Source organism: uncultured Dokdonia sp., assembly GCF_947496725.1.
GTDB lineage: Bacteria > Bacteroidota > Bacteroidia > Flavobacteriales > Flavobacteriaceae > Dokdonia.
The window spans coordinates 87130-103421 of sequence record NZ_CANMDS010000002.1 but is presented as its reverse complement, the minus strand read 5'-3'; the positions used below and the strand labels follow the sequence as shown (position 1 = coordinate 103421).

Genomic DNA, 16292 nt, shown 5'->3' with positions numbered 1-16292 from the left:
TAAGAAAGATATTTAATATGAAAACAATAAAATTAACCCACGTATTTGCAGCCATTATTGCGTTGCTTACTATTACTAGTTGTGTGCAAGATGATGATTTTGCCACGCCAGATCTTACCGCAACAGATCCTGTTCTTGATGGTGAAGTAATCTCTGTTTCTGCACTTAGAAACTTATTTCTTCAAGAAGGAGAAACGGTAGATCTTACTGAGTCTACACAGTATGTAGAGGGGTTTGTGATAAGCAGTGATGAGTCTGGTAACTGGTTTGAAGAAATCATTATACAAGACAACGCTACAGCACCTACGGCAGGAGTACGAATCTTAATAGACGAGAGCCCTTTATTTACGTATTATGAGATAGGGCGTAAGATATTTGTAAAATTAGGAGGTCTTCACCTTGGTGAAAGTAACGGTGTGTTAACACTAGGAGTTACAAACAACCTTGAGAAGATACCAGCTCCTCTACAATTTGATTACATACAGCGATCTGCAACGGTAGAGACTATTGTTCCTGTAGAGACAACCATCTCAAGCCTAAGTGAAGATTTAGAAAACATATTTATAAAACTTACAGATGTTCAATTTGCAAAAGAAGAAGTAATTGATGAAAGTCTTACTTATGCAGGTGAGCCACTAGACGAGTTTGATGGAGAGCGCACTATCTTTAGTTGTGCGACAGAGCAAACACTTATTTTAAGCACAAGTACCTTTGCAAATTTTAAGTCTATAGCGCTTCCTACGGGACGCGGAAGTATTTCTGGAGTGCTTACTCGTAATTTCTTTGGAGAAGACTTTAATCTTGCTATAAACGACAGAAATGACGTAGTTTTTGATCAAGCAGAGCGCTGTGATCCGGTAGAGATAGATTGTGGTGTGGCAGATGCGGCAGGAAGTACAATTCTTTTTGAAGATTTCTTTGAGACACAAGCTACAAATAGCCCAATATCTGGAAATGGATGGACTAACTACCAGCAAGAAGGATCAGAAACGTGGGAGGCATACTCTAGTGGAGGTCAAAACGCCTCTTTAGGTATTTCTGCAAGAGTAGGGTCTTTCCAGTCTGGAGATGATGCCACTATCGCTTGGTTAATCACACCTATGCTAGATCTTCAAGCTAATACTGGTGAGACACTTCAGTTTATGACTTCAAACAGTTTTTCAGACGGTAGTACGCTTGACCTTCTTTTTTCTAGTGATTGGGACGGTACTGAGGCTACTATTGCAACAGCTACTTGGGATGTTTTACCTGCAGGAGTGATTGTAGATGATGGAGATTTCTTTGGAGACTGGATAGACTCAGGTATTGTAGATCTTTCTTGTATTGAGTCTAACGGTTATGTTGCTTTTAGATACAGCGGGTCTGGTGATGCAGATTTTGATGGTACTTTTGAGCTTGACGAGATACAGATCAATGCAAACTAAGTAACGTAGTTATATATACGCTTTCGCGAAAGCGGAATAATACATTTTAAAAACCCACTGTTAGTACTACTAGCAGTGGGTTTTTTTTATTAAAGCATCAAGGCAACTTAACTAGACTGCTAAAATAAATGTGCTTATCGATAGTTGTCACCACAAGAGGCCGAAAATTAGGCAGTATATAACCGCACGGTTTCTTAGAAGAGCATAGGCTACATTGTAATATAAGGTTACAACTAGCGCTTTACATTAGTTTGATATTACGGTATAAAAAAACCGCAACACTTACGCATTGCGGCTTCCTGGATGGTTGGTTAGTTAATAATTATCCAGTTTATCTAGTGACTATCTTAAAGACAGAGCGTCTGTTAAGTTGATGTTCATCTTCTGTACAGTTTGAACCGCAAGCTATAGCAGGCTCAGACTCTCCTTTTCCTATACTTGAGATGCGGCTAGCATTTATACCTTTGCTTACTACATAATCTCGCATTGAGTCTGCACGACGTTGAGATAAGTTCTTGTTATAAGATTCAGACCCACGTATATCTGTGTGTGACTCTGCACTTATTACCATTGTAGGATATTGCATCATAACGTTCACAAGTCTATCTAGCTCTGCTGCCGCAGATGGACGTATGTTAGACTTGTCAAAATCAAAATAAATAGGATTTAAAACAACCTCCGTTTCTGTTACGACTACTTGATCTATAATAGGTTCTAGCGTTATAGTCTGGTTAACACCAGATTTACCTACCGTAATGTTTTGAATTGCTTCTTTATAGCCATCTGCACTCGCAGTTATTGTGTATGTGCGATTACATTTAGACTGGTAAAGGTATTTACCCGTTGTTGTAGCAGTGTCAGATTCACTTGTGTTATCTGTATTGTTATTTACAACCACAAGAGCTTTATCTATACCCTCTCCAGCTGGATTTACTACCGTAAGAGCAACATCTACATCACAAGGAGGTAGTTGTCCTAATATATAAATATCATCTCCTCCTTTACCACCGGCACGGTTTGAAGAGATAAAACCTGTATCTGTATCTTGGTTTATATATATTGAAAAGTCGTCTGCTGGGCTATTTATCCCTGGACCTGCATTTTGAGGAATAGCATACGTGTTTGCACCCTTACTTTCTGACATAAATACGTCAAGGCCACCCATACCTATATGACCATCACTTGAGAAATATAGTGTGCCATCTTGAGCTATAAAAGGAAATACTTCTGTACCCTCTGTGTTGATTTGGTTTTTAAGCGCGGTAGGTGTGCCAAATGTTCCATCTTTATTTACAGTAACCATATATAAATCTGACCCTCCTTTTCCGCCAGGTCTATCACTTGAAAAATATAGTGTGTTACCATCCGGACTAATTGCCGGATGACCGGTTGAGAACTCATCACTATTAAATGGGGCAGATTGTATATTAACCCATTTTCCTCCTACCTTTTCTGCAGTATAGAGGTTAATCTGGTTAACTCCAGTCTCATCCTTATCTAGATTTCCTTTATAATAGTCATTGCGGTCAAAGTACATACGTTTTCCATCTGGAGAGATTGCTACTTTACCCTCGTGATATTTTGTATTTACGTCACCTGCAAGTAGAGAGGCTGTTCCTAATTTTGATCCATCTAGTGTCGCTGTATAGATATCTAAAAAGGGTTCGTTATTTAGACTGTGTTTTTTGCGGTTTGTATTTCTAGCACTAGCAAAGTAAAGTGTATTGCTATTTATCGCGCTTCCATAATCTGCATATGTTGTATTTAGAGCTCCTGCATTTTTTACCGTATAACTAGGCTCTTTACTTAAAAGCTGGCTTAGATAATTAGAATTCTTTAAAAAACTAGCAGATCTAGAATCATTGGGCTGTGCTTGGGTAAATTTTTGCATCCAGTTTTTATACTCAGCAGCATCACCATTGGCCTTAAGAGCTTGTGCATAATTATACATAAGATCTGGTGTGAGCTTTGCGTTTTTTCCTTTAGTAGCTCTTTTGTAAAAAGAAACTGCTTTTTTTGAGTCGCCTAGTATAGCATAACTCTCAGCAAGCTGAGCATATACATACTTGTTTGCTTTTCCCTTTTCTATAAGCTTGGTGTATTCAGTTATAGCTTCGGTATAAGCAAGTCTCTCAAACAGACCATCTGCTTTCTTTGTGTCTTTGTTTTGTGCTACGGCTCCTGTAGCTGTAAAAATAAGGAGCAATATATATAGGTAAAACTTCTTCATATTAATGTGCTATGGTTAGGTTTAGAAGTATCTAGGTGAACGTAATGCTTTTTTATTACGTAGTATGTTGTAGGTTATAATGATCTCGTGTGAGGATGGGGCTATGTTGTTTATCTCAGAAGTAACTGCATCATAAGCATAGCCTATTCTAAATTCTGGAGTTGCCTGAAAGCCTACTATGCCACTAAAAGAATCATCATAACGGTAAGAGACACCTAGTTCAAATTTTTCTAGAAAGAGGGCATTTACATTTGCATCAAAAGAAACTGGTGCGTCAAATGCAGATTTTACCATTACAGATGGTTTGAGTTTTACATTATCTGAAACTTGAAAAACATATCCAGAGGTTACAAAATAATGATTAGTCTCAGAGCCTATTTTTAGCTCATTAGTATCTAGATGAACAGAGTTGAGTAAATTAGGAACAGATAGGCCTACGTAAAATTTATCACTATATAAGAAAGCACCAGTCCCTACGTTGGGATACGTCTGATTTATGTTTTGTGAGAAAAACGCATCTCCGGGATCTTGGAGTTCAAGATCTACAAGGCCAACCTCGTGAAAAGTAGCCCCCGCTTTAATACCTAGCGCAAGTTTAAAAGTACTGCTTACATCTATAGTATAAGAGAAGTCTGCATAAGCGTTGGTTTCTTTCACAGGGCCTAACTCATCTCTTATAAGAGAGACTCCTAAACCTACTTTTTCTGATATAGGAGAGTGAGCTGCTAGGGTGAAAGTCTCTGGTGACCCGTCTAAGCTTGACCATTGATTTCTGTATAATAAATTTATAGCAAGACCTTCTTTTAATCCGGCATATGCTGGGTTAACCACATTCATATTATACATATACTGGGTATACTGTGGGTCTTGTTGAGCAACAGACTCATCTATGTAAAATAGACTTAAAATTAGCGTTAATAATAGTAGTTTTTTCATTGTTGTCTCGTTGTTAATTCAACTATATCGTACGTACAATTAGATTCTTTAGTTAGTCTTGGTTTAAGTAAATCCATCCAGTGGCTTGAGTGCCATAAGTAGGATCTTCTTGATCAAGTGAGATTACATAAAAGTAAGTTCCTGTAGGTAAATCATCACCTGCATCAGTTTGTCCTCTCCATTCATTTGTGTATGAATCTTGTTCGAAGACTAGTGTACCTAAGCGGTTGTAGATCTGGAGATTTGTTATGCCAGACCTGTCAGAGAGGAAACGTAAATCTAGTGTGTCATTAAATCCTGGTGACCCAGAAGGAGAAAGCCCTTCTGAAATAACACAATTTCCTACTTCATAAAGTGTCACATCTACGGCAGCCGTCCCAGAACAAACTCCTCTGGTGATTTCTACTGTAAAAGTTTGAGTTCCTACAGTGCTAGGTGCTAGTATGACATCATAAGTTGCGTTTGTAGCTCCATTTATTGCTGTGCCATTTACAAACCACTGGAAGGTGACTCCTGTTTCGTCTGTAGCTGCTGCTAGTGTTTGTAATTCATTAGGGCAAGTTTGAAAATTATCTATGAGACTAACGTCTAGTGTACTGCCTGTGATAAGAATACTGTCTGTAGCAGTACAGCCATTATCAGTTACAACTACCTCATAGTTGCCTAGCTCAACAATTTCTATAGAGGCTGTTGTATCTGGTAGTTCTACTCCGTCTTGAAACCACTGATAAGTAACTTGTGTAGGATCTATATTTGATGGGCTTGCGTCTAAGAAAATAGCATTTTCAAAACAAGTGTCAAAATCGCTCCCTAGTTCTATAGTGGGTGTCGCCCCAAAGTCAATATTTACAATCTGACTTTCAGAACATCCGTCTACGGTTACAATTACTTCATATACTCCTGTTTCAGTAACAGTGATTGATGATGTTGTCTCACCAGTACTCCATTCATAAGTAGGATTTGTAGTGTTGCTTCCAGAGAGAACGGCAGTAAGCTCTATAGAGGTTTCATCACACACAGACTGATCACCTCCTAGGTCTATGTCAAAATCTGGACATACAATACCACAGTTGGTATTTCCATCACCGCCAGTTTGACCTACACTTATAAATCCGCTTGACCCATTAAAATTTGTAATGAGAAGTATATAAACCTCCCCGACTTGTGCATTAGGAATTGTAAATGTTTCAATTGCCGCGGCTGAGAAACTACAATCTACACTTGTACTTGGGTTTAAGTTGTCACAAGCATTATCTGGACTATCAAATGGTCCCCAGGCAATAAAATCTACATCTAGTTCATTTCCTACTGGATTCCCATCTGCGTCAAAAGCGGTGTTTTGAACAATTTCTAAATCGATATCTCCTTCTTGACCTATTTCAAGGTAAAACCAATTTGGGTTAGGTTGAGAAAATAAACACTCATAATCAATCCCATCTTGAGCAGATGAGCCGTCAGAGGTGTTTTCAAATATGAGACCTTCTTGACTACATAATGGTTCTATGTCTTCACAAGAGGCTGGTGGGTTACATTGTATTGATAATTCAAAATCACCTGTAGCACCATCTTCTCCATAAATGTAAATAAGATATTCAGTTCCTGTTGTAGTTATGAAATCTACTTTTGATTGCTCTACTGTACCGAAGTCATCATTACCTTCTTCACAAATAAGCTCTTCACAGGTTCCAGAATATATCTGAATACCAGTGTCAAAGCTTGAATTTAGAAGGCTGAATTCTGTGCTTTCACCAGTGCCTGTAAATGTAAACCATACCCCAGGAGAATCACCAGTTGTTATGTTGCCGCAATTTTCTAATGGAACATCTGTTGCTGGCGCGCCTACTATTGTGCCAGAAATTACGTCCCCACAAACAACCTCTTCGGCATCTAGGCATCCTTGTGGTGCTTCAATGCAAGTAACGGTTAGTTCATAATCACCTACACTTGTTCCAAAGCCAAATACATAAATTGTATATTCAACACCTTCTTCAGATAGAAAGTCCACTTCAGATTGTAGTCCGCAAGAATCGTCATTTCCACCTACACAAGTTAAGGCGTCACAAGTGCCTGTAAATACTTGAAGTTTTGTGTCATATGTAGAGTTACACATTGCTAGTTGTATAAGCTCTCCTGTTCCAGTAAATGTATAATAGTTTCCTGGAGCTCCAGGACCTGTTCCACAAGTTCCAGGCTCATCAGTTGAGGTAGATCCTACAGTTGTTCCTGTTACAATGTCACCACATACCAGTGGTAAGGCATCTGGGCACAAATCATTTACATTACAACTAGAGCCATCCTCGTTTGCTTGATTAATTGTTAATGTATCGGTCCCAATACATCCTTCAAAAGTGACAAAAACCTCATATGCTCCTGGAGCTGTAGCTTCTAAAGTAGCAGAGGTCTCTCCCGCTATAAGAGTTCCATTTAAAAACCATTCATAAGTAGAGGTAGATGGATCTACGTTAGTTGGGGACCCATCAAGAGTGACAGCATCTTCAAGGCAACTATTTATGTCTTCCCCAAGGTCTACAATAGGAGCGACATTAAAAGTAGCAATAGCATCATCTGTATAGGTACATCCAGCATCAAAAATAGCTTGTACTGTGTATGTTCCTGATTCTGTCGCGCTTATTGACGGTCCAGTTTCACCTGTTATGACAGTTCCATCTAGACTCCAAACAAATGTGGTCGTGCCAGCAGGTAAGCCTGTATCTAGAGTTTCGGTTTCTCCAGCACACGATGTAAAGTCTTCTATGTTTACTGCAGGTTCAGAAATAAACTCTACTGTTATATCGTCTCTTACTTCACAATCTGGTAAATCTGTAAGAGTTACTACTACGCTATATTCTCCAGGCTCAGTAACAACTAGTGTTGATGATGTTTCGCCAGCTATAACTACGTCATTAAGCAACCAAGTATAAGTTTCTGCATCTGGATCTGTTGCATCTAGAGTAACTGGATCTCCTTCACAAGAGGCAAGACCGTTTTCAACAAGTAAATCTTCACCTAGATCTGTATTTGTAACGTTAAAACTACCAGCCTCAATAAATACCGCAATATCAAAGAGACTATCTGTTTGATCTGCTACAACGAGTTTTATGGTGTATGAGTTTCCTGGTACTACTGTGGTAGATGCTGTAAGCTCGACAGTTTGACCATTAAAATTTGTTGCAGCTGTGTTTTCATCATTAAAAGGAAGGAAGTTGTACTGTCCAAAAAATTCTTCATTTATAGCTGCACAACTATTAGGGACTTCAGGTCGTATGTTTGTAACCTCTATAGGAGTGTTTGTACCTGGAAGCACTGCTAGATTTACAGAGGTGCCAGTATCATTATCAGTTAAGATAAATGCAAATGCATCTGTAAATGTGCACTCAAAATTTTGATTATATTCTTCTGAAGCCATCAGAAAATCAAAACTCAATTGCTCAGTAAAAGGTGTGAAGTCAAATTGTATGAATGAAGCATTATTTGTTGCCGTTGCACCAGTAAAGTTTTCTAAGTCTGCGTCTCCTGGCCACGCTGTTCCTCCGTTGCTTTGTGTAGTGAGGTTAGGTCCTGGTGCTGTAGATACGCTTCCAGAACTTAGCACAATCCCAGCTTCAAAAGGGAAGTTAGTACCATTTGCTTCAAAAGAACCAACACCATTAACAGAAGCAAAGTCTGTACCCGTGCTCTGTATGAAATTCTCAGTTCCAGCACAAGATGCGTTTATGAGGATGTCTTCTACGAGTTGTTGTGTTGTAAGTGTTTCGTCTATGGTAATTTGTGCAAACAGTGCCGAAGGGATAAGCCAAAGTAGGGAAAGTAAAAGTCTCTTCATTTGATTGGGTTTGTCGTGAGATTATAGCAGTGCATAGAGATAAGCTACTTGAAATTGGTAATAGCATAAGACAAGGTAAAAATCCTTGTGTATTATGTAATAAAAACTTCAAAAAGCTAAATTATATACACCGCTAAAGTGCAACAAACAATATAATCTTCAAAAGATTAACAAAAATATTGGATATAATACTTCATATATCCGATGAGTGACTACTTTCTTACTCAGTAAAATCTATACTTTAACAGTTGCAGTTAATATTGTATAGACTGGGAAGTGATCACTATACCCGCCTAGGTATTTTTTTCCAGCGTAAGTTCTAAAGGGGTTGCCCTTATACTTTCCATCATATTCAGTAAGATAGAAGTCATTATAGATGTCTGACCTTTCATACAAGAGCTCGTTATCATAGATTCTTACAAAATTATTTGAAAAGAGAATCTGATCAAATATGAACCACTCATAGTTATAATTAAGGCTCCCTTCATATCTCGTGCCTAGATAAAGCATCGGATTATAAAAATCAGTTTTGGCTAGGTGTACTTTTATGCTTTCGCTATGTGGGCCATCGTTAAAGTCACCCATAACGATTATTCTTGCATCTGGTTTTTGAGCGACAAGATTATCTATGATTTTGCGATTTTTCTTTGCGGCAGTAATACGTTTTTGTGAGGTTTCATTTGCTCCTTTACGTCTAGATGGCCAGTGATTTACCAGTATGTGCACCTCTGTACCTAGCAAGTTGCCTTGCACATATAAAATGTCTCTGGTAAAGTCGCGATCTCCCTCTTCTGTCTCTAGGTATAATGTAATCGCCTCGCTTTTATGTACCGCAAAGTCTTTCTTTTTATATAGTAGCCCTACATCTATACCACGCTCGTCTGGAGAGTCATAATGTATGATATCATACCCTTCATCTTCAAGACGATCTGTTTTAATAAGTGATTGTAATACCGCTTTGTTTTCCACTTCTGCTACCCCTAGTAAACTCGGTGAGGTGCCGGTATCACCCTTTCCTATTTTTGAGATTACTTTAGAAAGTTTTTTAATTTTTTTATCAAACTTATAATTGTTCCATTCTTTAAAACCACCTGGTGTAAAGTCATCATCTAGTATTGCGGGGTCATTTTTTGTGTCAAAAAGGTTTTCAAGATTGTAAAAACCTATGGCACATTTTATTTTTTTGGTTGGCGCTTTCGCGAAAGCGGATGTATCCTCCATATTAAACAGTATCTATGAGACCCACAATTTAGTCAAAAAGACTGCAATCCATTTGCTACCTTTGTAAATATGCTGGAAGTTGAAAAAATAGAATATGAAAAGTGCATTCTTGTAGGGCTTGTAACCCAAAAACAAACGCACGAAAAAATGACAGAATACCTTGATGAGCTCGAGTTTCTGGCCTACACGGCAGGAGCAGAGGTTCTCAAGCGTTTTAGTCAAAAATTGGAACGTCCTAACCCTAAAACTTTTATTGGGACAGGTAAGATGGAAGACGTAGCTGCTTATGTAGAGCAGCACGATGTAGGTACGGTCATTTTTGACGACGAGCTTACACCGGGACAGCAGCGCAACATTGAGGCACTACTTAAGTGTAAGATTGTAGATCGTACATATCTCATACTAGATATTTTTGCACAACGAGCACAAACTAGTTATGCACGTACGCAGGTAGAACTTGCCCAGTATGAGTATCTCTTACCACGTCTAGTAGGTTTATGGACACACCTTGAGCGCCAGCGTGGAGGTATAGGTATGCGTGGTCCTGGAGAGACAGAAATTGAGACAGATAGACGTATCGTACGTGACCGCATCACCCTGCTCAAAAAGAAAATGAAAACCATAGACAAGCAAATGTCTACACAACGTGGTAACCGTGGTGCACTGGTGAGAGTAGCCCTTGTAGGATATACAAATGTGGGTAAAAGTACTCTTATGAATGTGATAAGCAAGAGTAAGGTGTTTGCCGAAAATAAACTCTTTGCAACTCTAGATACTACTGTGCGTAAGGTGGTAATAGGTAATTTACCATTCTTACTATCAGATACCGTTGGGTTTATAAGAAAGTTACCTACACAACTAGTAGACTCTTTTAAGAGTACGCTAGATGAGGTGCGCGAGGCAGACTTATTATTGCACGTGGTAGATATCTCACACCCACAGTTTGAAGATCATATTAATGCCGTAAATAAGATTCTTGATGAGATAAAAAGTATGGATAAACCCACGCTTATGGTCTTTAATAAAATTGACGCATATAAGGCAGAGGCTTATGATGATGATGATCTTATGGTAGAGCGCACCGGTGCTCACTACTCACTAGATGAGTGGAAGGAGACCTGGATGTCACGCACTAATGGTGATGCGATATTCATTTCGGCGCTTAATAAAAACAACTTTGATTCCTTTAGAAAGAAGGTATACGAGCGCGTGAGAGAGATACACGTAACACGTTTTCCATACAATGAGTTTTTATACCCAGAGTATATAGATCAATACGGACAAGAAGAGGAATAAAAAGAATAACGCTTTCGCAAAAGCGTACTTAAAACAACACAATTACAATTATGCTCATAATAGGTATAGGTGGAGGTACCGGTAGTGGAAAAACTACCGTAGTAGATCAGATAGTTTCAGACCTTCCAGAAGGACAGGTAACGGTTATCTCCCAAGACTCATATTATAAAGATCTTTCTAGCCTCTCTATGGAGGAAAGAAAGAAAGTAAACTTTGATCACCCTAATGCGATAGATTTTCCATTGCTGTGTCAACATCTCAAAGAACTTAAAGAAGGAAGGAACATATTACAACCAGTATATTCATTTGTTGCACATAACCGTACAGAAGAAACGGTGCTTACCACGCCTACTAATGTAATGGTGGTGGAGGGTATCCTTATACTTACAGATCCTGCTATTAGAAATCTATTTGATATCAAGGTTTTTGTACACGCAGATAGTGATGAGCGATTAATACGTCGTCTCAAGAGAGATATTGCAGAGCGCGGTAGAGACTTAGATGAAGTGCTTAATAGGTATCAAACCACGCTTAAGCCTATGCACCAGCAGTTTATTGAGCCTACTAAAGAATTTGCAGATATTATTATACCAAACAATAGGTATAATACTGTTGCTGTAGATATTGTACGAAGCATTATAAACGAACGTTTAAATTAAGGTTTTACTATATTTACTACAATGGGTGTCAAAGAGCTGAGGCAAAAAAAATGGTTTAGAGTATTGAGTAATAAATATTTACTCATTACCATCATTTTCTTAATCTGGATGCTGTTTTTTGACGGGAGTTCATACCTATTACATAGAGAGCTTAACCAAGAGCGAGATAAGTTAAAGGGTAACCGTGATTATTTTAAAAACGAAATTTCAAAGGATAATGCTCAAATACTACAGCTCAAAGATAGCGCAGGTTTAGAGCGGTTTGCTCGTGAAGAATATCTTATGAAAAAGGATAACGAGGAGATTTACATTATTGAATATCAAGATAGTTTAAAACAGGAAAATGAAGACTAGTTTATTTTCAGAATTTGATCCAGTATCTGCAAAAGCATACAAACAGAAAATACAGTTTGATCTTAAGGGTGCAGATTATAATAAGACGCTTGTCTGGCAGAGTTTAGAGGGTATACACGTACGTCCTTTTTACCATAAAGATGAGGTAAAAAAAACACCGGCAATACCATTACCTAAGCAGTGGTTTATAGGAGAGAAAATTTTTATAAATCAAGCAGTACAGTCTGCAGAGACGGCAAATAGTGCTATAACAAATGGTGTAGAAGCTGTTTATTTTCAAGCCAATAAACCTTTTGATATAGCTGCATTATTTACAACCCTTAGTGATGCCTCGGTGCCTTTGTATTTTGATCTGTCATTTTTAGACGCACAATTTTACAAGGAGCTATATCGATATAGTGATAAGTATGAGCTCGTAGTTAAGCTAGATATCATTAACCATCTTGCTTTAGATGGTAACTGGTTTACAAACCTCAATAAGGATCATCAAGACTTTAAAGAAGTTATACAAGAAGCAACGTCACCATTTACAATAGACACTACACTTTATCAGAATGCTGGGGCAACTATGATCCAGCAACTGGCATACGGTATGGCACAACTGGCTGAGTATTTAAACTTTTGCGAGCAAGAAAATCTTAAACTGGAGGAAGTAGTTGTAGAGGTAAGTGTAGGTACAAATTACTTTTTTGAAATTGCAAAGCTTAGAGCATTAAGAGAATTAGCACAAACTGTTTTAAGTGCTTTTTCTTATCAAGACACAGCAATTAAAATCGTAGCGCACCCCAGCCGTAGAAATAAAACTATTTACGACTATAATACTAATATGTTGCGTACCACTACAGAGTGTATGAGCGCAGTTTTAGGAGGAGCAGACTGGGTGGTAAATATGCCTTACGATGCGTTGTATCATAAAACAAATGATTTTGGACAGCGCATATCTCGTAATCAGTTAATAGTGCTTAAAGAAGAAAGCTATTTTGACGCTGTGCAAAATGCTGCAGATGGATCTTACTATGTTGAGGAGCTTACTCATCAGCTAGCGGAAAAAGCACTTACGCTATTTAAAGATATAGAGCGCAATGGCGGTTTGTTAAAACAACTCAAAGACGGAACCGTACAGCGTAAGATTAAAGAAAGCGCAACTAGAGAGCAGCAGCTTTTTGATGAGGGAGTCATTACTTTATTAGGAACTAACAAGCATCCTAATCAAGATGATAAGATGAAGGATAATCTTGAGTTATATCCTTTTGTAAAAATAAACCCACGTAAAACAATAATCGAACCTATAATAATGAGACGTCTCGCAGAAACTGTCGAAAAAGAGCGTCTTAAAACTGAGTAGATATGATAAAAATAAATCAACTAGTAGTAGTGATTCTCCTTTTGTCTGTAAGCTTAATGTCTTGTGACAACAAGAAAGAATTTGCACTACAACATTCAGAAAAAGAAAGTATAACTACCTGTGGTGATGAAGATAGCGCGTTGCTTAACGAGGCGTTATATCAATTTGAACAAGATATTACAGAGGCATATGATCCAGAGGCAAAAATTTTAAATAGCGCTTACGGTCGCTACTTGTATGTAGGTTTTACGGGTACAGCAGAGTTTGACAGAGTTGCAACAAGTCACTCGATTACTATTTATAAAGAATTACTGGCTCGCAATATTTTGCTTGAAGATGGAGGCACTAGTAATCTTAACTATAAGCATCCTGCAGTGCAGTGTGTTATAAATAATATGGAAGATAAAGATCTGTCTACCACTATAAATGCCCTTGTAGAGACTAATACTATGAACCCAAAATTGTTTAACTCACGTATGCGTAATTTTGGGAGACAAGCAAAAGATCAAAGAGTCACTTCGCTCTATGTGGCACTAGATGCATTTTATCAACATCTTGCGCCAGTAGCGCAAGTAGCGCAAGAAAGTAATGAGTAGAAGAGACGTACAACATATCACCCTTGGGGCTCAAGTAAGAAGTAGTTCTCAACAAGATGTGGTTTTAAAAACCACTGCCGAAAAGATAGATGTAAAATCGACCTATACTCCAGAAGACGTTAGAGATCTAGAGCACTTAGATTTTGTGGCCGGTATGGCGCCTAACTTACGCGGGCCTTACAGCACAATGTACGTAAGAAGACCTTGGACGATACGCCAGTATGCAGGTTTCTCAACTGCAGAGGATAGTAATGCATTCTATCGTAGAAACCTTGCTGCAGGCCAAAAGGGACTCTCGGTAGCTTTTGATCTCGCAACACACCGTGGTTATGATAGTGATCACGAGCGCGTAGTAGGAGATGTAGGTAAGGCAGGTGTGGCGATAGACTCGGTAGAGGATATGAAAATCCTTTTTGACCAGATACCGCTAGATAAGATGTCTGTCTCTATGACTATGAATGGTGCTGTATTGCCTATTATGGCATTTTATATAGTCGCAGCACAAGAGCAAGGAGTAGATACGGCACTACTTTCGGGTACAATCCAAAATGATATTCTTAAGGAATTTATGGTGCGTAACACGTACATATATCCTCCTACACCATCTATGAGAATTATCTCAGATATCTTTGAATATACAGCAAAGGAGATGCCTAAATTTAACAGTATCTCAATCTCTGGATATCATATGCAAGAAGCCGGAGCAACTTGTGATATAGAACTCGCATACACCCTAGCAGATGGGTTGGAGTATATAAAAACTGGGCTTGCTGCCGGGATGGATATAGACAGCTTTGCGCCAAGATTATCTTTCTTTTGGGCAATAGGGATGAATCATTTTATGGAAGTTGCCAAAATGCGTGCGGCACGTATGCTTTGGGCAAAAATTGTAAAACAATTTAACCCTAAAAACCCTAAGTCTCTTGCCTTGAGAACGCACTGTCAGACTAGTGGCTGGAGTCTTACAGAGCAAGATCCATTTAATAACGTTGCTCGCACAACTATTGAGGCTGCAGCAGCGGCTTTTGGAGGGACGCAGAGTTTGCACACAAACGCACTAGATGAGGCCATTGCCTTGCCTACAGATTTTTCTGCTCGTATTGCTCGTAACACACAAATTTTCTTACAGCAAGAAACACATATTACAAAAACCGTAGACCCGTGGGCGGGTAGTTATTATGTAGAGTCTCTCACAAATGATATTGCTCATAAAGCCTGGGAGCTCATTCAAGAAGTAGAGGAGCTAGGCGGAATGACTAAAGCTATAGAAGCTGGTATTCCTAAATTGCGTATTGAAGAGGCAGCTGCTAGAAAGCAAGCCCGCATAGATAGTGGTCAAGATATTATAGTAGGAGTTAATAAATACAGACCTACAGAAGATGAGCACCTAGATATACTTGATGTAGATAATACAAAGGTGCGTGATGGCCAGCTTAAGCGTCTGGATCAAATCAAAAATGACAGAGACTCGGCTAAAGTTTCTCAAGCTTTAGAGGCGCTTACAAACGCAGCTAGAGAGGGCAATGGTAATTTATTATCACTTGCGGTTACAGCAGCTAGAGAAAGAGCAACCCTAGGAGAAATTTCAGATGCACTAGAGGAGGTTTATGGGCGTCACAAAGCGCAGATACAATCCTTTAGTGGTGTATATAGCAAAGAGATGAAAGAAGATTCCGCTTTCGCGAAAGCGCAACAACTCGCAAACCAATTTGCAACGCAAGACGGGCGTCGTCCTAGAATTATGATTGCCAAAATGGGGCAAGACGGTCACGACCGTGGCGCCAAAGTAGTAGCAACTGGCTACGCAGATATAGGTTTTGATGTGGACATAGGGCCGCTATTTCAAACACCTAAAGAGGCAGCAAAACAAGCAGTAGAAAATGATGTGCACATACTAGGAGTCTCATCACTTGCTGCTGGTCACAAAACATTAGTTCCTCAAGTAATTGAAGAACTAAAGTCGTTAGGAAGACCAGATATTATGGTGATTGTAGGAGGAGTGATTCCACAGCAAGATTATGAATTTTTATTTGAGGCTGGAGCCGCAGCAGTTTTTGGGCCTGGAACAAAAATAAGTGAGGCGGCGATAGGTCTTCTAGAGATTATGATGGACTAGATGAAATATTATATCCTTACATATACTTTTATAGAAAATTATTTAGAGAAAAGAACGCCCTACCGCAAAGATCATTTTGAGGTTGCAAAAGCAGCTGTAGCTGCGGGCAGTCTTCTACTAGGTGGTGCTACAGAAGATCCTGGTGAAACAGGTGTGTTAATCTTTCAAGTAAAAGACAAATCGCAAGTTGAGACATTTGCGGCACAAGACCCTTATGTGAAAAACGGTATTGTTTCTTCTTGGGAAATCAAAGAGTGGAATGTGGTTTTAGGAAGTATGCTGGAGGTGTAAT

At 38.8% G+C, this 16292-nt stretch carries 12 protein-coding genes; 8 read left to right on the top strand and 4 right to left on the bottom strand.

What is annotated here, in order from left to right; genetic code table 11:
• Positions 1–17: 17 nt before the first annotated feature.
• Positions 18–1424, top strand: a complete 1407-nt coding sequence (locus Q0948_RS04280) for a DUF5689 domain-containing protein (protein WP_298349024.1) — start codon at positions 18–20, stop codon at positions 1422–1424.
• 331 nt (positions 1425–1755) lie between these two features.
• Here the strand turns inward: Q0948_RS04280 and Q0948_RS04275 are convergent, their stop codons facing one another.
• The 4 genes from Q0948_RS04275 to Q0948_RS04260 form a co-directional block, all read right to left on the bottom strand.
• Positions 1756–3654 (bottom strand): OmpA family protein, encoded by a 1899-nt coding sequence (locus Q0948_RS04275; RefSeq protein ID WP_298349021.1) that lies wholly within the window; start codon positions 3652–3654, stop codon positions 1756–1758.
• Positions 3655–3675: 21 nt separating this feature from the next.
• Positions 3676–4590 carry a type IX secretion system membrane protein PorP/SprF gene (locus Q0948_RS04270; protein WP_298349018.1) on the bottom strand — a complete coding sequence of 305 codons (915 nt, stop codon included), beginning with the start codon at positions 4588–4590 and terminating at the stop codon, positions 3676–3678.
• A gap of 52 nt (positions 4591–4642) precedes the next feature.
• The gene (locus Q0948_RS04265; protein WP_298349015.1) at positions 4643–8413 is read right to left on the bottom strand and encodes a choice-of-anchor L domain-containing protein; all 3771 of its coding nucleotides are present in this window, start codon (positions 8411–8413) and stop codon (positions 4643–4645) included.
• A 234-nt stretch (positions 8414–8647) separates the two neighbouring features.
• Positions 8648–9634 (bottom strand): endonuclease, encoded by a 987-nt coding sequence (locus Q0948_RS04260; protein ID WP_298349012.1) that lies wholly within the window; start codon positions 9632–9634, stop codon positions 8648–8650.
• A 69-nt stretch (positions 9635–9703) separates the two neighbouring features.
• Between Q0948_RS04260 and hflX the strand changes: the two genes are divergently transcribed.
• The 7 genes from hflX to Q0948_RS04225 all read left to right on the top strand — a co-directional run bounded on the left by hflX (position 9704) and on the right by Q0948_RS04225 (position 16291).
• Positions 9704–10930: a GTPase HflX gene (gene hflX / locus Q0948_RS04255; RefSeq protein WP_035325824.1), complete on the top strand. Its 1227-nt coding sequence runs from the start codon at positions 9704–9706 to the stop codon at positions 10928–10930.
• A 50-nt stretch (positions 10931–10980) separates the two neighbouring features.
• Positions 10981–11589, top strand: a complete 609-nt coding sequence (gene udk, locus Q0948_RS04250; protein ID WP_035325822.1) for a uridine kinase — start codon at positions 10981–10983, stop codon at positions 11587–11589.
• 63 nt (positions 11590–11652) lie between these two features.
• Positions 11653–11943, top strand: a complete 291-nt coding sequence (locus Q0948_RS04245; protein WP_316930951.1) for a septum formation initiator family protein — start codon at positions 11653–11655, stop codon at positions 11941–11943.
• A complete protein-coding gene (locus tag Q0948_RS04240) occupies positions 11933–13288 on the top strand; it encodes a methylmalonyl-CoA mutase subunit beta (protein ID WP_298349003.1) in 1356 nt (451 codons plus the stop codon). The genes Q0948_RS04245 and Q0948_RS04240 overlap by 11 nt, the downstream gene beginning before the upstream one ends.
• A gap of 2 nt (positions 13289–13290) precedes the next feature.
• Positions 13291–13884 (top strand): hypothetical protein, encoded by a 594-nt coding sequence (locus Q0948_RS04235; protein WP_298349000.1) that lies wholly within the window; start codon positions 13291–13293, stop codon positions 13882–13884.
• A complete protein-coding gene (gene scpA / locus Q0948_RS04230) occupies positions 13877–16000 on the top strand; it encodes a methylmalonyl-CoA mutase (protein ID WP_298348997.1) in 2124 nt (707 codons plus the stop codon). Before Q0948_RS04235 ends, scpA begins: the two co-directional genes overlap by 8 nt.
• Positions 16001–16291: a YciI-like protein gene (locus Q0948_RS04225; RefSeq protein ID WP_298348995.1), complete on the top strand. Its 291-nt coding sequence runs from the start codon at positions 16001–16003 to the stop codon at positions 16289–16291.
• The last annotated feature ends 1 nt before the right edge of the window (position 16292 follow it).

Bases quoted from the DNA above. Each gene is read 5' to 3' on its own strand.
- Q0948_RS04280 (WP_298349024.1), top strand. From the start codon at position 18: ATGAAAACAATAAAATTAACCCACGTATTTGCAGCCATTATTGCGTTG.
- Q0948_RS04275 (WP_298349021.1), bottom strand. From the start codon at position 3,654: ATGAAGAAGTTTTACCTATATATATTGCTCCTTATTTTTACAGCTACA.
- Q0948_RS04270 (WP_298349018.1), bottom strand. From the start codon at position 4,590: ATGAAAAAACTACTATTATTAACGCTAATTTTAAGTCTATTTTACATA.
- Q0948_RS04265 (WP_298349015.1), bottom strand. From the start codon at position 8,413: ATGAAGAGACTTTTACTTTCCCTACTTTGGCTTATCCCTTCGGCACTG.
- Q0948_RS04260 (WP_298349012.1), bottom strand. From the start codon at position 9,634: ATGGAGGATACATCCGCTTTCGCGAAAGCGCCAACCAAAAAAATAAAA.
- hflX (WP_035325824.1), top strand. From the start codon at position 9,704: ATGCTGGAAGTTGAAAAAATAGAATATGAAAAGTGCATTCTTGTAGGG.
- udk (WP_035325822.1), top strand. From the start codon at position 10,981: ATGCTCATAATAGGTATAGGTGGAGGTACCGGTAGTGGAAAAACTACC.
- Q0948_RS04240 (WP_298349003.1), top strand. From the start codon at position 11,933: ATGAAGACTAGTTTATTTTCAGAATTTGATCCAGTATCTGCAAAAGCA.
- Q0948_RS04235 (WP_298349000.1), top strand. From the start codon at position 13,291: ATGATAAAAATAAATCAACTAGTAGTAGTGATTCTCCTTTTGTCTGTA.
- scpA (WP_298348997.1), top strand. From the start codon at position 13,877: ATGAGTAGAAGAGACGTACAACATATCACCCTTGGGGCTCAAGTAAGA.
- Q0948_RS04225 (WP_298348995.1), top strand. From the start codon at position 16,001: ATGAAATATTATATCCTTACATATACTTTTATAGAAAATTATTTAGAG.